This window comes from Halohasta litchfieldiae (assembly GCF_002788215.1).
Taxonomy (GTDB): Archaea; Halobacteriota; Halobacteria; order Halobacteriales; family Haloferacaceae; genus Halohasta; species Halohasta litchfieldiae.
Genome location: NZ_CP024845.1, coordinates 2,168,583 through 2,184,260, shown reverse-complemented (window position 1 = coordinate 2,184,260; position 15,678 = coordinate 2,168,583). Strand labels below are relative to the sequence as shown.

General features: G+C 61.7%; 16 protein-coding genes. 8 read left to right on the top strand and 8 right to left on the bottom strand.

All coding sequences use genetic code 11. The features are described from left to right. The first annotated feature begins 29 nt into the window (after window positions 1-29). The 3 genes from HALTADL_RS17390 to HALTADL_RS11065 all read left to right on the top strand — a co-directional run bounded on the left by HALTADL_RS17390 (window position 30) and on the right by HALTADL_RS11065 (window position 2,138). Window positions 30-203, top strand: coding sequence for a hypothetical protein (locus tag HALTADL_RS17390; RefSeq protein ID WP_162551719.1), 174 nt, complete (start codon window positions 30-32; stop codon window positions 201-203). Window positions 204-256: 53 nt separating this feature from the next. Continuing rightward, window positions 257-1,648 carry a threonine synthase gene (gene thrC, locus HALTADL_RS11070; RefSeq protein WP_089673689.1) on the top strand — a complete coding sequence of 464 codons (1,392 nt, stop codon included), beginning with the start codon at window positions 257-259 and terminating at the stop codon, window positions 1,646-1,648. Window positions 1,649-1,745: 97 nt separating this feature from the next. Further along, the gene (locus HALTADL_RS11065; protein WP_089673688.1) at window positions 1,746-2,138 is read left to right on the top strand and encodes a hypothetical protein; all 393 of its coding nucleotides are present in this window, start codon (window positions 1,746-1,748) and stop codon (window positions 2,136-2,138) included. 9 nt (window positions 2,139-2,147) lie between these two features. Here the strand turns inward: HALTADL_RS11065 and HALTADL_RS11060 are convergent, their stop codons facing one another. The 4 genes from HALTADL_RS11060 to HALTADL_RS11045 form a co-directional block, all read right to left on the bottom strand. Continuing rightward, a complete protein-coding gene (locus HALTADL_RS11060) occupies window positions 2,148-3,197 on the bottom strand; it encodes a metallophosphoesterase family protein (RefSeq protein ID WP_089673687.1) in 1,050 nt (349 codons plus the stop codon). A gap of 83 nt (window positions 3,198-3,280) precedes the next feature. Next, on the bottom strand, window positions 3,281-4,093 hold the full coding sequence (speB, locus tag HALTADL_RS11055; protein WP_089673686.1) for an agmatinase: 813 nt from the start codon (window positions 4,091-4,093) through the stop codon (window positions 3,281-3,283). Continuing rightward, window positions 4,093-4,467, bottom strand: a complete 375-nt coding sequence (locus HALTADL_RS11050; protein WP_089673702.1) for a translation initiation factor IF-5A — start codon at window positions 4,465-4,467, stop codon at window positions 4,093-4,095. The genes speB and HALTADL_RS11050 overlap by 1 nt, the downstream gene beginning before the upstream one ends. 91 nt (window positions 4,468-4,558) lie before the next feature. Further along, complete coding sequence (locus HALTADL_RS11045; RefSeq protein ID WP_089673685.1) at window positions 4,559-5,236, bottom strand: phosphoglycolate phosphatase; 678 nt, start codon at window positions 5,234-5,236, stop codon at window positions 4,559-4,561. A gap of 103 nt (window positions 5,237-5,339) precedes the next feature. Here HALTADL_RS11045 and dhaK point away from each other — a divergent pair, with 103 nt between their 5' ends. The 5 genes from dhaK (at window position 5,340) to HALTADL_RS11020 (ending at window position 9,761) form a co-directional block, all read left to right on the top strand. Further along, entirely contained in the window at window positions 5,340-6,335 is a 996-nt protein-coding gene (gene dhaK / locus HALTADL_RS11040) for a dihydroxyacetone kinase subunit DhaK (RefSeq protein ID WP_089673684.1), read from the top strand. 127 nt (window positions 6,336-6,462) lie between these two features. Beyond that, entirely contained in the window at window positions 6,463-7,182 is a 720-nt protein-coding gene (dhaL, locus tag HALTADL_RS11035; RefSeq protein ID WP_089673683.1) for a dihydroxyacetone kinase subunit DhaL, read from the top strand. Next, window positions 7,179-7,559 (top strand): dihydroxyacetone kinase phosphoryl donor subunit DhaM, encoded by a 381-nt coding sequence (gene dhaM / locus HALTADL_RS11030; RefSeq protein WP_089673682.1) that lies wholly within the window; start codon window positions 7,179-7,181, stop codon window positions 7,557-7,559. The genes dhaL and dhaM overlap by 4 nt, the downstream gene beginning before the upstream one ends. Before the next feature lie 121 nt (window positions 7,560-7,680). Continuing rightward, window positions 7,681-8,523: a class I SAM-dependent methyltransferase gene (locus tag HALTADL_RS11025; protein WP_089673681.1), complete on the top strand. Its 843-nt coding sequence runs from the start codon at window positions 7,681-7,683 to the stop codon at window positions 8,521-8,523. Window positions 8,524-8,525: 2 nt separating this feature from the next. Continuing rightward, window positions 8,526-9,761 carry an AMP-binding protein gene (locus HALTADL_RS11020; RefSeq protein ID WP_089673680.1) on the top strand — a complete coding sequence of 412 codons (1,236 nt, stop codon included), beginning with the start codon at window positions 8,526-8,528 and terminating at the stop codon, window positions 9,759-9,761. Window position 9,762: 1 nt separating this feature from the next. Here the strand turns inward: HALTADL_RS11020 and ptsP are convergent, their stop codons facing one another. The 4 genes from ptsP to HALTADL_RS11000 form a co-directional block, all read right to left on the bottom strand. After that, window positions 9,763-11,502: a phosphoenolpyruvate--protein phosphotransferase gene (ptsP, locus tag HALTADL_RS11015; protein WP_089673679.1), complete on the bottom strand. Its 1,740-nt coding sequence runs from the start codon at window positions 11,500-11,502 to the stop codon at window positions 9,763-9,765. Next, window positions 11,499-11,792: an HPr family phosphocarrier protein gene (locus HALTADL_RS11010; RefSeq protein WP_089673678.1), complete on the bottom strand. Its 294-nt coding sequence runs from the start codon at window positions 11,790-11,792 to the stop codon at window positions 11,499-11,501. The genes ptsP and HALTADL_RS11010 overlap by 4 nt, the downstream gene beginning before the upstream one ends. Before the next feature lie 69 nt (window positions 11,793-11,861). After that, entirely contained in the window at window positions 11,862-14,543 is a 2,682-nt protein-coding gene (locus HALTADL_RS11005; RefSeq protein ID WP_162551718.1) for an extracellular solute-binding protein, read from the bottom strand. A gap of 168 nt (window positions 14,544-14,711) precedes the next feature. Beyond that, window positions 14,712-15,650, bottom strand: a complete 939-nt coding sequence (locus HALTADL_RS11000) for a transposase (RefSeq protein ID WP_015911568.1) — start codon at window positions 15,648-15,650, stop codon at window positions 14,712-14,714. Window positions 15,651-15,678 lie beyond the last annotated feature (28 nt).

The window sequence follows — 15,678 nt, the reverse complement described above, 5'->3', positions numbered from 1 at the left end:
TATATGTGATAGTCGACTAACTGATTCGTATGGACTCCACAGACATCATCGGTATCGGGCTGTTGTTGCTCGTCCTGTCGTTCGTTTTCGCCCTTGTTAGTTCAGGACTCCTGATTCCACTGGGGGTGCTGGTCCTGCTCGTGGGCCTCGGACTTTACGGCTTCGAACGGTATCATGAAAAGCGGATGGCCGAACTAGAGTGACGGTCCCACCGACAACCGACCCGTTTTTGAGGCCGCCACGTCAGGATTAGATAATGAGTCTTGAGCTGTCTGCACCGGCCCAACCCGCCCCGGCCTGTGCCAACGACGACGGCGTCTGGCTGGAATGTATCGAGTGTGCCGAACAGTTCGGCCCCTTCGAGGACATCCGCTACACGTGTGACGACTGCGACGGCCTCCTAGAGGTCCGGTACGCCAACCCACCGACGTTCGATGAGTTCGAAGGTCGCGGCGTCTGGCGATACAACGCTGGCCTCCCCTTCGAGGTCGGCGTCACGCTCCCCGAGGGTGACACTCCCCTCCACGAGGTGCCGCGACTCCGCGAGGATATCGGCGTCGACAAACTCCGCATCAAACACGAGGGGATGAACCCCACCGGCTCGTTCAAGGACCGCGGCATGACCGTCGGCGTCCGGGTCGCCGAAGAACTCGGCGTCGACCGCTTGGCCTGCGCCTCGACCGGCAACACCAGCGCGGCACTCGCCGCCTACGGTGCTCGCGGCGGGATGGAAACCCTCGTCCTGTTGCCCTCGGGCAAAGTTGCGGCCGGGAAGATCGCACAGGCAAGTCTGCACGGCGCACGAATTCTGGAAGTCGACGGCAACTTCGATAGCTGTCTCGACATCGTGCAGGACCTCGCGGCCCTCGGTGAGGCCTACCTGCTGAACTCGCTGAACCCCTTCCGACTTGAAGGACAGAAGACGATTGGCTTCGAGATTCTCGAAGAACATTACGAAGACTACGGCGAGTACCCCGACCGGATCGTGCTGCCGGTCGGCAACGCGGGCAACACCTCGGCGCTCTACAAGGCATTCCGCGAACTCGTCCAGAGTGGCTCACTCGACGAGGATCAGGTGCCGAAACTCACCGGCGTTCAAGCCGAGGGAGCCGCGCCGATGGTCGAAGCAGTACGCGAAGGCAACGACGAAGTTCGGCGCTGGGAGCACGTCGAGACGAAGGCGACCGCGATCCGAATCGGTAACCCGGTCAACGCACCGAAGGCACTGCCCGGAATCCGCAACACCGGTGGGACGGCGGTCGCGGTCACTGACGAGGAGATCACCGACGCACAACGCCAGCTTGCTGGCGAGGGAATCGGTGTCGAACCGGCCTCGGCGGCCTCGGTTGCTGGCCTTCGAAAACTCCGGGCGTCCGGCGAGATTGATGCCGACGAATCGGTGGTCTGTCTGACGACTGGCCACCTGCTGAAGGACCCCGATGCCGCCTTCGCCGCGGGCGACGATCCCGAGCCGGTGCCGAACGACACCGATGCTGTCTTGGAACACATCAACACGGACGCCTCGATATCCGGTCGCGTCTCCAAGCGGGTGTCGAACACGGTTGACTCGACGCTCCTCACGGTACTGGCGGGTGGCCTCGGGATCGCGTATCTTGGCTACCGGAAACTCCGTTCGAAATCCGAGTAGGTCATCACCCCGCAAACAACCGGGTATAAGATGGTAATACCGGCGTCTTGCGACAGTCTGACGCGCTTTTTTGTCCTCAGAGAAACACTCTCGGAGTATGTGGTCGTCAACACTGCCGACAGGAACCGTGCGCGAGGAGGGACTCGGGAGTCGAACCTTCCCGGAGCAGTCGACGCCACAGTCACCCCAGCGAGTCGACCAGCCTGCCCACGAAACAGCCGAGCAAAACGCGACGCTTCAGGCCGAACTCACCGCGCTCCGTGAGGAACACAAGCAGGCCGAAGCCGAGATCCAGCGGCTCGAATCACAGGTCGAGCTGCTTCGAAAACAGCTTGCCAATCAGAAGGATGCCGAGGCGGCGATGGTCGACCGATACGAACGCATTATTTCGGAACTCGAATCGGCGGCCGCAACCGCGCCGGAATCAGCTACCGCAGACAGCAATGACGACCGACGCGGTCTCCTCGGTCGACTCAAAAGCTGGTTGTAAACGCGACAGTTAGTTGTCGACACTCGGCGAACGTGAGCGCGGTGACGTTGGCGGCTGCTGTGGGCGGGACTGTGTTGGGACCCATTCCTCGTGGAGTGGGAACTGTGCGGTTCGGATAGCTCCCAGCGCGGCCTGTCCACGGTCGACGTCAGTGCCACCGAGTCGGGCGTGGTAGGCGTCCAGCGACTCACGCTCGGAAGCGATTGGGACGTACCGCACCGTCGTTCCGCGGCTATCGATATCGAGCAGGAGGTACGCCTGCGGGAACGTGCAGGTCGCTGGCGAGGTGACCTCCGTCACGGTCCCGTCACCGACCGTTGGGCTATCGTAGTGGGCGACGCCGGGGAGATGAATGTGACCAGTGACGACCAGCGGAACGCCAGCAGCCGCCAGCGTTTCCATCACCTCGTCGCCGTTCCGCATGATCGGCACACCGGACATATCGATGCCGGAGGCCACACCGGAGGCTTCGGCCTGTCGGGCCGTCGGCGGGAGATTGTGGTGTGTGAAAACAAGCGGACAGTCGGCCGTCTCGATCCGGTCGGTGAGCCATGCCAGTTGGTCGTCGGTAATGCGGCCATCGTGGCTATCTCGGAGGTCGCCGTCGGCTGTCCACGCGCTGTCGAGGGCGAAGATGTCGACGCCGCCGACCTCGATCTGGTAGGGGAGCGTCCCCGGCGTGTAGTGGTCGATAAACCGGCCACGGGAGGCCGAGCGATGGTCGTCGAACGTTTTCGGCACGTCGTGGTTGCCGGGGACCGCGAAGAAGGGTGCGTCGAGCTCCGCCAGCAGGTCGTCGACGCGGTCGAAATCCCACGGCGCGCCGTCCTTCGTGAGATCTCCGACCGAAAGGACCGCGTTCACATCGCGGCTGTTGATGTCCATGATAGTCGATTTAAATAGCGAGGCAGTTTTTTCGAACTGCTTTGGAGAGTCTGTGGCCCGCGTCGACACGTGGGGGTCCGCGACGACCGCCAGCCGTGTGGGACGCGGGGCTGTGGGGGCAGTGAGCCGGGCCATCACTGTGCTGCCGAACTGCCGAAACTGGCGACCACGCATTAGGGTCGACTCGGGAGCGAGAGCTAAAAGACGTGTCTAGGATCTGTATAGCGATCTGGGGAGTCTATATAGTCCGAATCGAGTCAGTCCGACACTGCGTGTGAGAAAACGAACTCCCGGAGCAGTTTCCCCGCAAGCGCGGCGGCTTGGCCGTCGTCGCGATCGTTGACCTCCACGACATCAAAGCCATCACAGTGCGGTGCAACCGCCCGAACCACATCCCGCATCTGCCGAGGCGTGAGTCCAAACGGTTCCATCGTTCCCGTGCCGGGCGCAAAGCCCGGATCGGCGGCATCGATGTCGACACTCAGATAGACCGACTGTTCCCCGAATCCCGGTGGATCGGCCAGCCAATCGTCGACCGATTCGGGTGCAACCACGGTCACATCGTCTTCCTCGGCTCGGTCCCACTCGGCTTCGGAGCCGGTTCGTGCACCGAGAATCACTGCTTCGTCAACAGTCTCAAGCACGCGCCGAGTCACGCAGGCGTGGCTCCATGTGTTGCCGTCGTACTCATCTCGGAGGTCTAGGTGGGCGTCGAGACAGACGAACACGTCGGGGTCGACAGCCTCGACAGCCGGGCGGCTAACCGTATGCTCGCCACCGAGCACGATGGGAATCACCTCGTCCCAGACGATATCGCGGAGCTGACCGCCGAGGTAGTCGCAGTACTCCGCAACGTCGTCCCATGGGCGGATGTCGCCCGCGTCGTGGACCCCGAGGTCGGTGAATCGCTGGTCCGTCCGGTGGTCGTAGTTATCGTAACTCTCTGCAAAACGGCGAATGCGGTCGGGACCGAAGCGGGTCCCGGCTTGAAAGGTGGTCGTGACGTCGAGGGGCGCGCCGACGACCACGTAGGAAGCAGCCTCGCGGTCGACAGTCGCGCCGGGAAACATTACACGACCTTTCGCTGGCCCTCGTACTCGAGGTATTCGATATCCATATCGCTCTCGAAGGTTTCGCCCTCCGGAATACGCATGGTGAACGTCTCGTAGGTATCGAGGTCCATCACTTGGGCGTCGTCACCGGTCACAGAGACGACCTGTCCCTGCTTTCGCTCGATGATCGGCACCCAGACCTTGGCGTCGACGGGCTGGCTGAGACTACGTTTGCGCTCGTCGAAGACGCCCTTGCCTTCGACACGGGCCTTGGCACTGCCGTGTTTGCCCGGCTTGGCCGTACTATAGTGGTTGATCTTGCACGGTGCATCGTCCATCATCACGTAGCTTCCCTCTTGGAGTTCGCGAACCTGCTTCTGTTCTCGCGGCATGAACATCCCTTCTTGAGGGGCCAGTATAAACCGTTTGGAACACGCCGACGCCGAGGGGCCCCGTCTCTCGGAGTAGTCGGGTGCTAACAGATCAGTAGTCGTCGGCTACGAGCGACTCCAGCACCGACAGCGTGCCATCGAAGTAAGAAGCCTCTGTGACGGTGTCGGCCGCCGCCAGCGCACGGTCGTCGGCGTTGGCGACTGCATACGATTCACCAGCGACCCCGAACATCGAGACGTCATTGATACTGTCACCGATGGCGACGAACTCACTTGGGTCGAGGTCCAACTGCTCGGTGACCGCGCGGAGTCCGTCGCCCTTCTCGACGCCCGGCGTTTTTAAATGGTAGGCGTAGCCGGTGTCGACGACTTCCAAGCCGAACTCGTCGGCCACCGAGCGCAGCAGTTCCTCGTCGGCGTCCAGCGAGGCGGCGATTTCGGTCTCTCGCCACCGATTCGTGGTGTCGGCCTCACCCCACCCCAAATCACCGCCCTTCGTCTCGAAGCGATCAATGGCCGCCTCGGCGGTCGACCGGTCGCCCTGAAACGACAGCTGGTCGTCAACACAGACGACGCCGCCGTTTTCGGCGATGACGCGCTCGGGGATTCCCAAAAAGTGACAGAGTGCGATTGGGTAGGGAAACGATTTGCCCGTGGCGATCACGACCGGAGCTGGCCAGTCGGGGAGCTGTTCGAACACGCGAGGATCGATCTGGTGGGTCGGCGTCGTGAGCGTGCCATCGATATCAAGCGCGAGCGGTGGAGCCATACCAAGCCTTTGTGAGAGCGATATAAAACGTCACGACAAGCAGCGGTGTCAGTTGGATAGAAAATACCTTTATGATAATAGATGATGTAATAGATGCTGAGGCATGAAGAAACTCATCAACAGTCCGGAGGCAGTCGTCGACGAAATGCTCGATGGAATGGTCGCGGCGTATCCGGAACGGCTGCGCCGGTTGGATGATATCGAAGTACTTGTCCGGGCTGACGGACCCGTTTCGGGCAAAGTTGGAATCGTCTCCGGCGGTGGGAGTGGTCACGAACCCACACACGCTGGCTTTATTGGCGACGGAATGTTGGATGGGGCGGCTGCCGGTGAGGTGTTCACTTCGCCGACTGCCGACCAGCTCAACGAGATGATCCAGGCCTGTGACTCCGGCGAAGGCGTCCTCTGTGTCGTCAAAAACTACGAAGGCGACGTGATGAACTTCGAAACAGCTGGTGAGATGGCCGAAATGGAGGACGCGGATGTCAGACAGGTGGTCGTCAACGACGACGTGGCCGTCGAAGACTCGTTATATACCAGTGGTCGACGGGGCGTTGCGGGCACGATCTTCGTTCACAAAGTTGCGGGGGCAAAAGCCGCCGAGGGCGCGGATCTCGACGAGGTCGAACGCGTCGCCAACAAGATGATCGACAACGTCGCGACAATGGGGGTCGCACTCACCTCCTGTGTCACACCCGACAAGGGTGAGCCAACGTTTGATCTACCGGAGGACGAAATCGAACTCGGAATCGGGATTCACGGCGAGCCGGGCACCGAGCGCGTCGACATGATGAGCGCCGACGAAATCACCGATCACCTCACCGAGAAGGTCCTCGAAGACCTTGATCTCGACGAGGGCCAAGAGATCATCACGATGGTCAACGGCATGGGTGGCACTCCGCAGTCCGAGCTGTTCATCCTCAACCGCAGACTCCAAGAGATCGTCGACGACCACGACCTCGAAGCGTGGGACGCGTGGGTCGGCGACTACATGACTTCCCTCGATATGATGGGAGCCTCGATCACCATCGCGGCGGTCGACGAGGAGCTCAAAGAACTCCTCACTGCCACGGCCGATACGCCCGGACTCACCGTCTGAACTCGCAATTTCGCAGTCTACTTTTTTTATAATGGTCGACGGAGAGACAGTGTAACTGATACGTATTTCCAGATTACCATTATCGTTCGACATAAATACTTTGACGTTCGGGCGACACTCATAGCATATGGTAGATGAAGAGACACAGCAGGAAGCAATTCGGGCAGCCGCAGAAGCGGTCGCCGACCGGCTTGAGGCCGAAAAAGAGTATTTGACTGAGCTGGATTCAGCGATTGGTGATGCCGACCACGGTTCGAATCTCGCCCGCGGCTTTCGGGCAGCCGCCGATGCAGTCAAAGACGACACCGAGTCGACGCCCCAAGAGTTGGTCAAAAAGATGGGCGTCACGCTGATCTCGAAGGTCGGCGGGGCCTCGGGCCCACTGTATGGAGGATCGATTATGAGCGCCAGCCAGACGCTCGACGACGGAGTGACCGCCGAAACTTCAGTTGCATTCGCGGAGGCGTATTTGGAGAAAGTCAAAGATCGGGGCGATGCACAACTCGGCGCAAAGACGATGGTCGACGCGCTGACGCCGGCGGTCCACACCTACAAAAAGTCGATTGAGGTCGACGATCTGCCACCGCTGACCGCCCTCGCAAAGTCGACCGCGGCCGCCGAACGTGGCGTGGAGTTCACCGTTCCGATCCGGGCACAGAAGGGACGAGCCTCCTATCTGGGCTGGCGGTCGGTCGGCCATCAAGACCCCGGTGCGACCTCGACGTGGTTCATTATGCAGGAGTTACTGTCGGTAGCCGACGACTACCTCGATGGCGAGACCGATGTCGACGCCCGCTCGCCGACGATTCCGGACGAAACACCCGACGCAGATGAGGACGACGCGTGATCGGACTCGTTGTCGTCTCCCACAGCGCGAAAGCCGCCGAGGGGATCTGCGAACTCGCCGCCGAGATGGGTGGCGACGCCCCACTCAAACCCGCGGGCGGCGATGACGGCGAGATCGGTACCGACGCCACACGAATCCAAGAGAAGATCGAGGCCGCCGACGACGGTGAGGGAGTCGTCGTCCTTGTCGACCTCGGCAGCGCAGTGATGAACGCCGAACTCGCTATCGAGATGGGTGACACTGAGGCGGTAATCGCCGATGCCCCGATTCTCGAAGGGACACTCAACGCGGCTGTCGAAGCCACCAGTAAAAAGGCCACCGTCGACAGCGTCGTCGAGAAGGCCGAAGAAGCACAGACCTACCGAAAGCTATCCTGAGCAGCCGCCGCCCGTTTGGAATAGGTGTCACGGTCAGCCACCAACACCATCCATATTTTATACGAATCTATCTATAATTCTTATCAGTAAACTATTCGTACTGTGACTGTAAGTATATTATATGGTTGGACAGGATTCGCTCACAGACCCACAACAACGGTCAGAGACACGGACAGAGGTTGCTGATTTTATTGCATCACAGCGACTGGACACCGACTCGGTCAGTTGGATCTCACCGACGGGAGTGGGGGAGTCCCGCGAAGAGCTACTCCAGATACCGGCCGAGACGGCTGGATTGACCGACCAGTCAGCCTGTCGGATCGGCGATATCGGCTGTGGAGCCGGTGTGCTCACCGCGGCGCTCGCTGAGCGGTATCAGTCGTCGAAAGTACTCGGTATCGAGTTTGCAGCCGGTGCATACGACGTCGCACAGGGTCGGTTTGTCGACAGCGAGAACGTCGTCGTTGTCGGTGGTGATGCCGAACGCGTACTCCCGGAGCTTCGGCCGCTGGATGTTATCTATGCAATCAATATGGTGCAGGATACGGCCGATCCACTCAGGATGATACGCGCACTAGCCGAGGCCCTGAGCGAAGACGGAATACTGATACTCACCGTGCCGGATGAGACGGCCACCGAACTGTTCCCCGAGTTCGCCGGATGGGACGAAAAACGGGAGCTGCCGTATATGGAGATGACCGACATTACCGTCGACGGCGAGCAGACGAGCTGGCATCAGTACGCGTTCCCGGAAGACCGGCTGAAAACGGTGTTCGAACAGCGTGGCCTCTCGGTTGTTCGGCAGGACACGCTTTCGGCCGACGCAGCTGGGTTGTTGTATCCGATGGAACTACTCGATGACGACGAGCGTCGAGAGTGGGCCGAATCAGTCGTCGAGGAACAGCGGGCAAACCCACAGGCAGGTCCAGAGATTCCACTCTACGTACTGGAAACCGAGTCCTAACGATGTCGCCCACACTGCACAACGAACACGTCGACCACGACACCGCTGGCGACGACATCATCACCGCCGCCGAGCTGGAAGCACGCGGCGCGGAGGCCGCGACAGACGAGACGATGCTGTTCGAAACCTCCGGAACGAACGGCGAGCCGAAACGAATTCCCTACGCCTACACACAGCTCCCGGCCCAGAAACGACACGAGGCCCACGCCTTTGAACTGGCAGGACTCCAGTCGGATGATGTCGTGATGACGTTGGCCGCCCCGCTCGACGGGATTTCGGGGTGGGCGAGTCGATCCGGCTCCCGTGAACTCGGGGCCGACGTCCTCAATCGGTCGTTCAACGATTACAAGCAAATAATCGAGTGGCAAGAGGCAACCGAGGTCACCGCGCTGTTTGCAACCCCTTTGGTCGCCCAATCGATTGGCGAGGAAATCGCCGCCAACTACGGCCTGCCCCACGAGGTGTTCCCGAACCTCCGATTGGGATTGCTGTTCGGTGATCATCTCCCGCCGCATCTCCGGACACAGCTCCGCCAGCAGTGGGGGTTCGAGGAGCTTCGCAGTCTGTACGGCTCCGTCGAGGCGGACGTGCTCGCGGTTGGAACCGACGAGACACAGAAGCTCGTACCGCTGGTGGACAAACTCGTCTTCGAGATCATCCCGGACGACGACGAGACGGGGACACCAGTCGACATCCGAGAGCTAACACGCCAGCGAACCGGCTCACTCCTTGTGTCGGACCCACACCGGGAGGGGTTTCCGTTTACCCGGTACCGAATCGGCGATATCGTCACGGTACTCCCCCAAGACAACGATATCCCCCGACTCCGCGTGCTGGGTCGGGAGGACGATACGATCAATCTCGGCGGGGCACCGCTGTACGAACAGCAGCTACAGACGGCCATCGAGGAGACGTATGGGCATGGTATCGACGAGTGGACCGCTGTCGTCTCTCGTCCCGAGATGAAACCCGCAGTCGACATCTACGTGGCTGGCGGCGACCCCACCGACGGGGCAGTGTTCCGAACGAACCTGTTCGCTCGGAGCCCACCGATAAAAGAGGCGTTTAGTGCGGTTGGTGACGGTGTGATCGAGCATATCCGCGTCCACCATGTCGACTCGGTGCCGACCGCAGTCGAGGACGCTGGCTCACTGGAAATCGAGCGGGATCTGAAAACGAACCGGATCGTCTTCGAGGATTCCTACCGGGAGTATCAGCTAAAATCCGCCAGCCGCTAGTTCACAGCCGGTCGTACACGTCGGCCCGCGTCTCGGCGTCGAGAACCGACGCAGCCAGTTGTTCGGCCGACTCGACGTCGACATCCTGGATTGCCGTTTTGACGTCCGGAATCGTGACCGCGCTCATCGAGAGCTCGTCGAGCCCAAGCCCGACGAGGAGTTCGGTGAGGTCCGGATCGCCGGCCATCTCGCCACACATGCCGACCCACGCGCCGCCCGCGTGGCCTGCGGTGACGGTGCGGTCGATGGCTCGGATCACGCCGGGAGCCAGTGGGTCCTGATAATCGTTCATCCGGTCGAGATCCCGCTGGGCGGCTTGAACGTACTGGGTGAGATCGTTGGTTCCAATCGACAGAAAGTCGACGCGCTCGGCGAAGGTGTCGGCCAGATACGTCGAGGCCGGGGTTTCGATCATCACACCGAGTTCGGGGATGGCGTAGTCGACGCCCTCACTGTCGAGGTCGTCGGCAATCTCCTCAACGCGGTCGAGTGCAGCCTCCAGTTCCTCGACCGTCGACACGAGGGGGAACATAACCGCCAGTCCCGCTCCGGCGTCGGTCGCCGCAACACGGAGTAAGGCGCGGAGCTGTGTCTCAAAGAGGTCAGCGTGTTCCTCCAACGAGAGCCGAACCCCGCGTGCGCCGAGAAAGCCGTTTTGTTCAGCGTCGATATCCAGATAGTCGATGGGTTTGTCGCCGCCGATATCCGCCGTGCGGACGACGATTCGTGGCTCATCTTCGCTGTCGGGCTTCGAGGCAGTAGCCTCGCTGTCGACACCCTCGGCGAACGTCTCACAGACCGAGTGGTAGGCCGCAAACTGTTCGGCTTCGTCGGGCGGCGACTGCCGGTCGAGAAAGCAGAACTCGGTGCGGAACAGGCCGACACCGTCGGCCCCGCGGTCGACCGCCGGTTCGGCCTCGGCCGGCGTGCCGAGATTTGCGGCGACTTCGATGGCCGTGCCGTCGGTAGTCGAGACTGACTCGCTGATAACCGGTGTTTGGGTCGACTCGGCGGCCCGCGTGCGGGTCTCTTCGTTTGGGTTGGCGATGACGGCTTCGGCCTCACCGTCGACGACGACCTGTGTGCCGTCGTCGATCTCTCGGAGAGCCTCACCGATACCGACGACCGCTGGAATCCCCAGCGAACGGGCGATGATCGCGGCGTGGGCGGTTCGACCGCCCTTGATCGTCGCAATCCCCGCAACCGCCTCCGGGTCGAGTTGGGCTGTGTCACTCGGTGTAAGGAGTTCTGCGAGGATGACCGAGCCATCCGGTAGCTCACCGAGGTCGGTTCGCTCGCTGCCGGTCAGCAGGCGGAGCAAGCGGTCCCGGATATCCCGCAGGTCGTCGGCGCGTTCGGCCATCATCCCGTCCATCCCCTCGAACTGCTCGATTGGGCCTTCGAAGGCCTGTTTGACCGCATGTGGGGCCGGAAGGCCATCGTCGACGGCGTCTTGGACGCCGGATTCGATCTGTGGATCCCGGAGGAACTGGAGATGGGCGTCGAACACCGCAGCCTCCTCGTCGCCGACACGCTCTCGTGTTTGCTCGCGTTCGGCTTTCAGTTCGGCCTCGGCGTCGTCTTGGCTCGCGTCGAACCGCTCGCGTTCAGCGGCTGGGTCGACGCTGTCGGACTGTGGTGGCTCGCCGAGGTCAGTGACGTTGGTTGGTCGGTACCACACCGCAGTGCCGATACCGACCGTTGGGGTGGCACCGATCCCCTCGAACTGTCGTTGGCTCACCGCGTTCCACCGGCCTCGTCGAGTTCGTCTTCTGGCATCGACAGAATCGCTTCGAGCGCGTCGAGAGCAGCCTCGGCATCGGGACCAGTGGCGACCAGTCGGACCTCGTCACCGCCACGGACACCGAGCCCAGTGACGCCGAGCATGCTGTCGGCCGACACTGCCGGGCGGTTGCCCTCGACAGCTTCGACAGTTATGTTGGCGTCGAACCCACCGGCGGTTTCGACGAAGGTCGCTGCTGGGCGTGCGTGAAGTCCATCATCCGGGACGACAGTCAGTGTGCGTTCCATACTAGGATGTCGTCCCCGACGGTCTTTACACTGATGCCAGTTGGAAAGTAACAGACAATTTGGAGACGGCTATCGCTGATTTTGGCTGTAGGATTCGAGCTGTCGTTCGACCCGGTCGTTGAGCCGAGCGAGTTCCTCCTCTACATCCCCGTCGACCATGTCGGGGTAGGCCTCGCCGACGAGCGTGCGGACCGTGCTGAACGGGCCGATCCGCGCGCCGTTGGTGGCGGGGCTGTCCTTGCTTGAAAGCAGTTGGTCGATAGCGACCTTGTGGCCGGGGTTCTGTCGGAACCAACCATCTCGCTCTAGCTTGTCGATACCACCCTCGTGGACCGGCAGGTAGCCGGTCTCGCGGTGCCAGTGGGCCTGCTGTTCGGGCTGGGTGAGCCACGCGAGGAACTCGCCAGCTGCATCCCGCTCGTCTTGGGTGGCCGATTCGGAGACCCACAGCGACGCGCCGCCGACAATGAGTCCCTCGCCCTGACCGGGCGTCGGGTGGCCGCTGATACCGACATCGAAGGAGGCTTCGTCGGTAATTCCGCCCACCGATGAGGAGGAGGCGATGACCATCGGCGCGGTTCCCTCGTAGAACGCCGATTTGGCCTTCCCGCGGGCCTCCATGCCGGGGTTGTGATACAGTCCCTCTCGGTCGAGGTTGGTCCACCAGGTGTAGATTTCCTTGGCCGCATCGCTGTCGAAGAAGGCCTCGTCGGGCGTTCCGGCTCGGCCGTTCTGTTTGTTGACGATCTCTTGGCCCGCGGTTGCGAACCACTGCTCGACGAACCACGAGTAGTTGGCAAAGGTGATTCCCTTCTCGGCGACGCCGTTGTCGACGATCTGTTCGGCCGCTCTGGTGACCTCGGCGAACGTTGTCGGCGGGTTGTTGGGGTCGAGTCCGGCCCGCTCGAAGGCCTGCTCGTTGTAACAGAGGATCGGCACCGAGGAGTTGAACGGCATCGAGTTCAGCGTACCGTTGGTTCGGTAGTAGCTCAACACGGGGTCGACATAGTCGCTCATCGAAACGCTACGAGGAAGGACACCCTCGACGGGGGTGAACGCCCCGCTATCGAGGGCTTGGGCGGTCCCGATCTCGTAAATTTGGGCCAGCGCCGGTCCGGACCCCTTCTCGGCGGCCGACAGCGTCGACTGGAAGGTACCGCGGTAGCTGCCTTTCGAGGTGGCGTTGATCTGGATCCCGTCGGCCTGCTCTTCGAACTCCCGGATCAGCTCTTCGAGCAGCAGCCCCTTTTCGCCACCCATCGCGTGCCAGAACTCGATGGAGGTGACGTTCGCGTCCACGGACGTCTTGGAGCGGGTATCACGGGTCTGGTAGGAGTTAACCAGTTTGTCGAGTGTGTCGACCCGTTCGTCGAGGGTCGTCACACCGGTTGAGACTTCGGCCAGCGCGGTGGTCTGCTGTTCGGCCGCCGAGGCCGCCGTCACCGACCGCTCGGCGGTCTCGTCGGAGATATCGCCCACGTCGTCGACCATCGCAGCGGCCTCCTGCAGCGAGTTCGCCTGACTGTCGGTCGCCTCGCTGATCTCTTGGACACCGACGTTGGTTTCTTCGACGTCGTCTGCGATCTCGCGGAACGTTTTGACTGCGCCCTCGATGGTGTCGACACCGGCGTCGATCCGTTCGCGGGTTTCGTGCATCTCGTCGACGGTGGTGTCGGCCTGTTCGCGGACGTTGCCAATCGATTTCTCGATGTCGCCGGCAGCCTCCTCGGCGTCCTCGGCGAGACTTTTGACCTCGTTTGCGACGACGGCGAACCCTTCGCCAGCTTCCCCGGCGCGGGCGGCCTCGATGGAGGCGTTGAGCGCGAGGATGTTGGTCTGGCTGGCGACCTCGCCGATGAACTCCGCGATGTCCTCGATCTCGCCAATTAGCTCGTCGAGTTCCTCGGTGGCCTCCAGCGTCCGGCTGGTGCGCGTATCGATCTCGTCGAGTTCGGCCAGGGCGTTTGTCGCCAGCTCGCGGCCTTTCTCGCCGCGCTGGGCGGCAGTTTCGGAGGCTTCGGCGACCTCGTTGGCCGAGGAGGCGACCTCCTCGGTGGCTGCCGACAGCGACCGGATCTCGTTGGAGAGATCGTCGACCATCTCGTGTTGTTTGGCGGTATCGTCCGAGATGCCCGACACGGAGTGACTGACCTCCTTGCTCGCGGATTTGACCTCGTCGACGCGGCCGGTCACGCGCTCGGTCGCGCCCTCGACCTGATTGCCAAACTCGTCTACGGTCTGGATCGTGTCCTCGAACTCATCGAGCATGTGGTTGAACGACCGTGCCACCTCGGCGGCGTTGTCGTCGTCGTGGTCGACGTCGAGTCGGACAGTGAGATCACCCTCGGCGCACTGTTGCATTGCCGTCGAGAGCTTCGAAGAGAGATGCTGCCAGTCGACGGCCGACGATTGAGAGCCACCGTCGTCGGACGAATACTCGGCGGCCACCGGCTCACCGCCATCGGAGGCCGCTACCTCGTTGGAGGCCGCAACCTCATTGGAGGTCGTCACCTTATCCGACGGTGTACTGTCGACTGCCGGCTGGCTGTCTTCGGTCCCACCCGACTCCGGTTCGGTCTCAGCATCCACGGCCGAATCGGTCTCGACTGCCGAACTGCCGCCCTCGTCGGGGGCCAACGGCTCGCTATCGTCGGCCGCCGTCGACTCGTCGTCGTCTCCCGGCTTCGAAAACAGCCCGAAAAAGCCGACGGCTGCGCCAGCAGCCAGTGAGAGATCCGTGAGACTACTCACACCGAGAAAAGCAACAAGAAGTCCGATACCGACACCGCCGCGCCGGATCCGATGCCGACTGACAGCGGACGGCCCAACAGTGTGAATGACTCTCAAGTGTTCGCGCATGTTGTCGAAAGTAACCCCATGGTTAAAATAAACTTGTGTGAGGGTGTCATAGAATAGTTCTCATAGCGTGATGACGGTGCTTCCTGGATTGTCTCCGCGTTCGTCGTTGGTGATCGCAATAACGAGACGAAGGCACAGCGCGAGGAACACTTGTGCTCGTGCGTGGACGCGGCCTCGGGCGCGAACGTGCCCGAGGCCGCAGTCCTTGACGGCGTCGTTGGTTCGTTCGACTCCACTCCGGCGGTTGTACGTCTCGTCTAGCGTCGATTGCTTCAGCTGAACGTCCTCGCTGTGTTCGTCGATGCGGGCTTCGACCCTGTACTCGATGTCTTTCGGATCGTCGGTGTTTCGTGCGTTGTACGGAGCGACTGGCACGACCCCTGCGGCCAGCAGGTGGTCGTGCCAGCCGAGCGTGTCGTAGGCGCTGTCTCCAAGCATCCAGATCGGTTTCTCGACGGCGAGCGCGTCACACGTGACGCGCATCGCCGTCTCCTCTGGCGCTTGCTTGCTCTCGGTGAACTCCGCGGCAATCGGGATCTTTTGCCCGGTCGAGACGATCGTACAGCCGTAGCCGTGGTAGTACTCTTCGGCGGTTGGATCGTAGCCTTTCGACGCGTCTTGGTCGGCGGGCATCGTCCTCACGTCGGTGGAATCGATGGAGTAGGTCAAGTCGAGCAGGCCGCGGCAGGCGGCCTGCTCGACGAGGCGGTCGAAGACCTCGTCGACGACGTGTTCGAGGTCGGTGAGGAAGCGATCGACCGCGTCTCTCGACGGCGGTCGATCGAAGCCACAGCTGAGCCAGACGACCGTGTTCTGGAGTTCTCGCGTGACTGGACGGATGCCGTAGACGTTCTTGTAGTAGCAGTGCAGGAACGCTCGGAAGAGTGCTGGTGGGTGATGATCTCGTGTTCGCCCCCGGCGAGCGGGGGCGAACACATCGAATTCTTCGAGAAAGTCGAACTCAAGATGCTCGAACAACGCGAGCGTCTCGGTCGCCATTACATTGAAGAACTCGTCGATAGAAGTC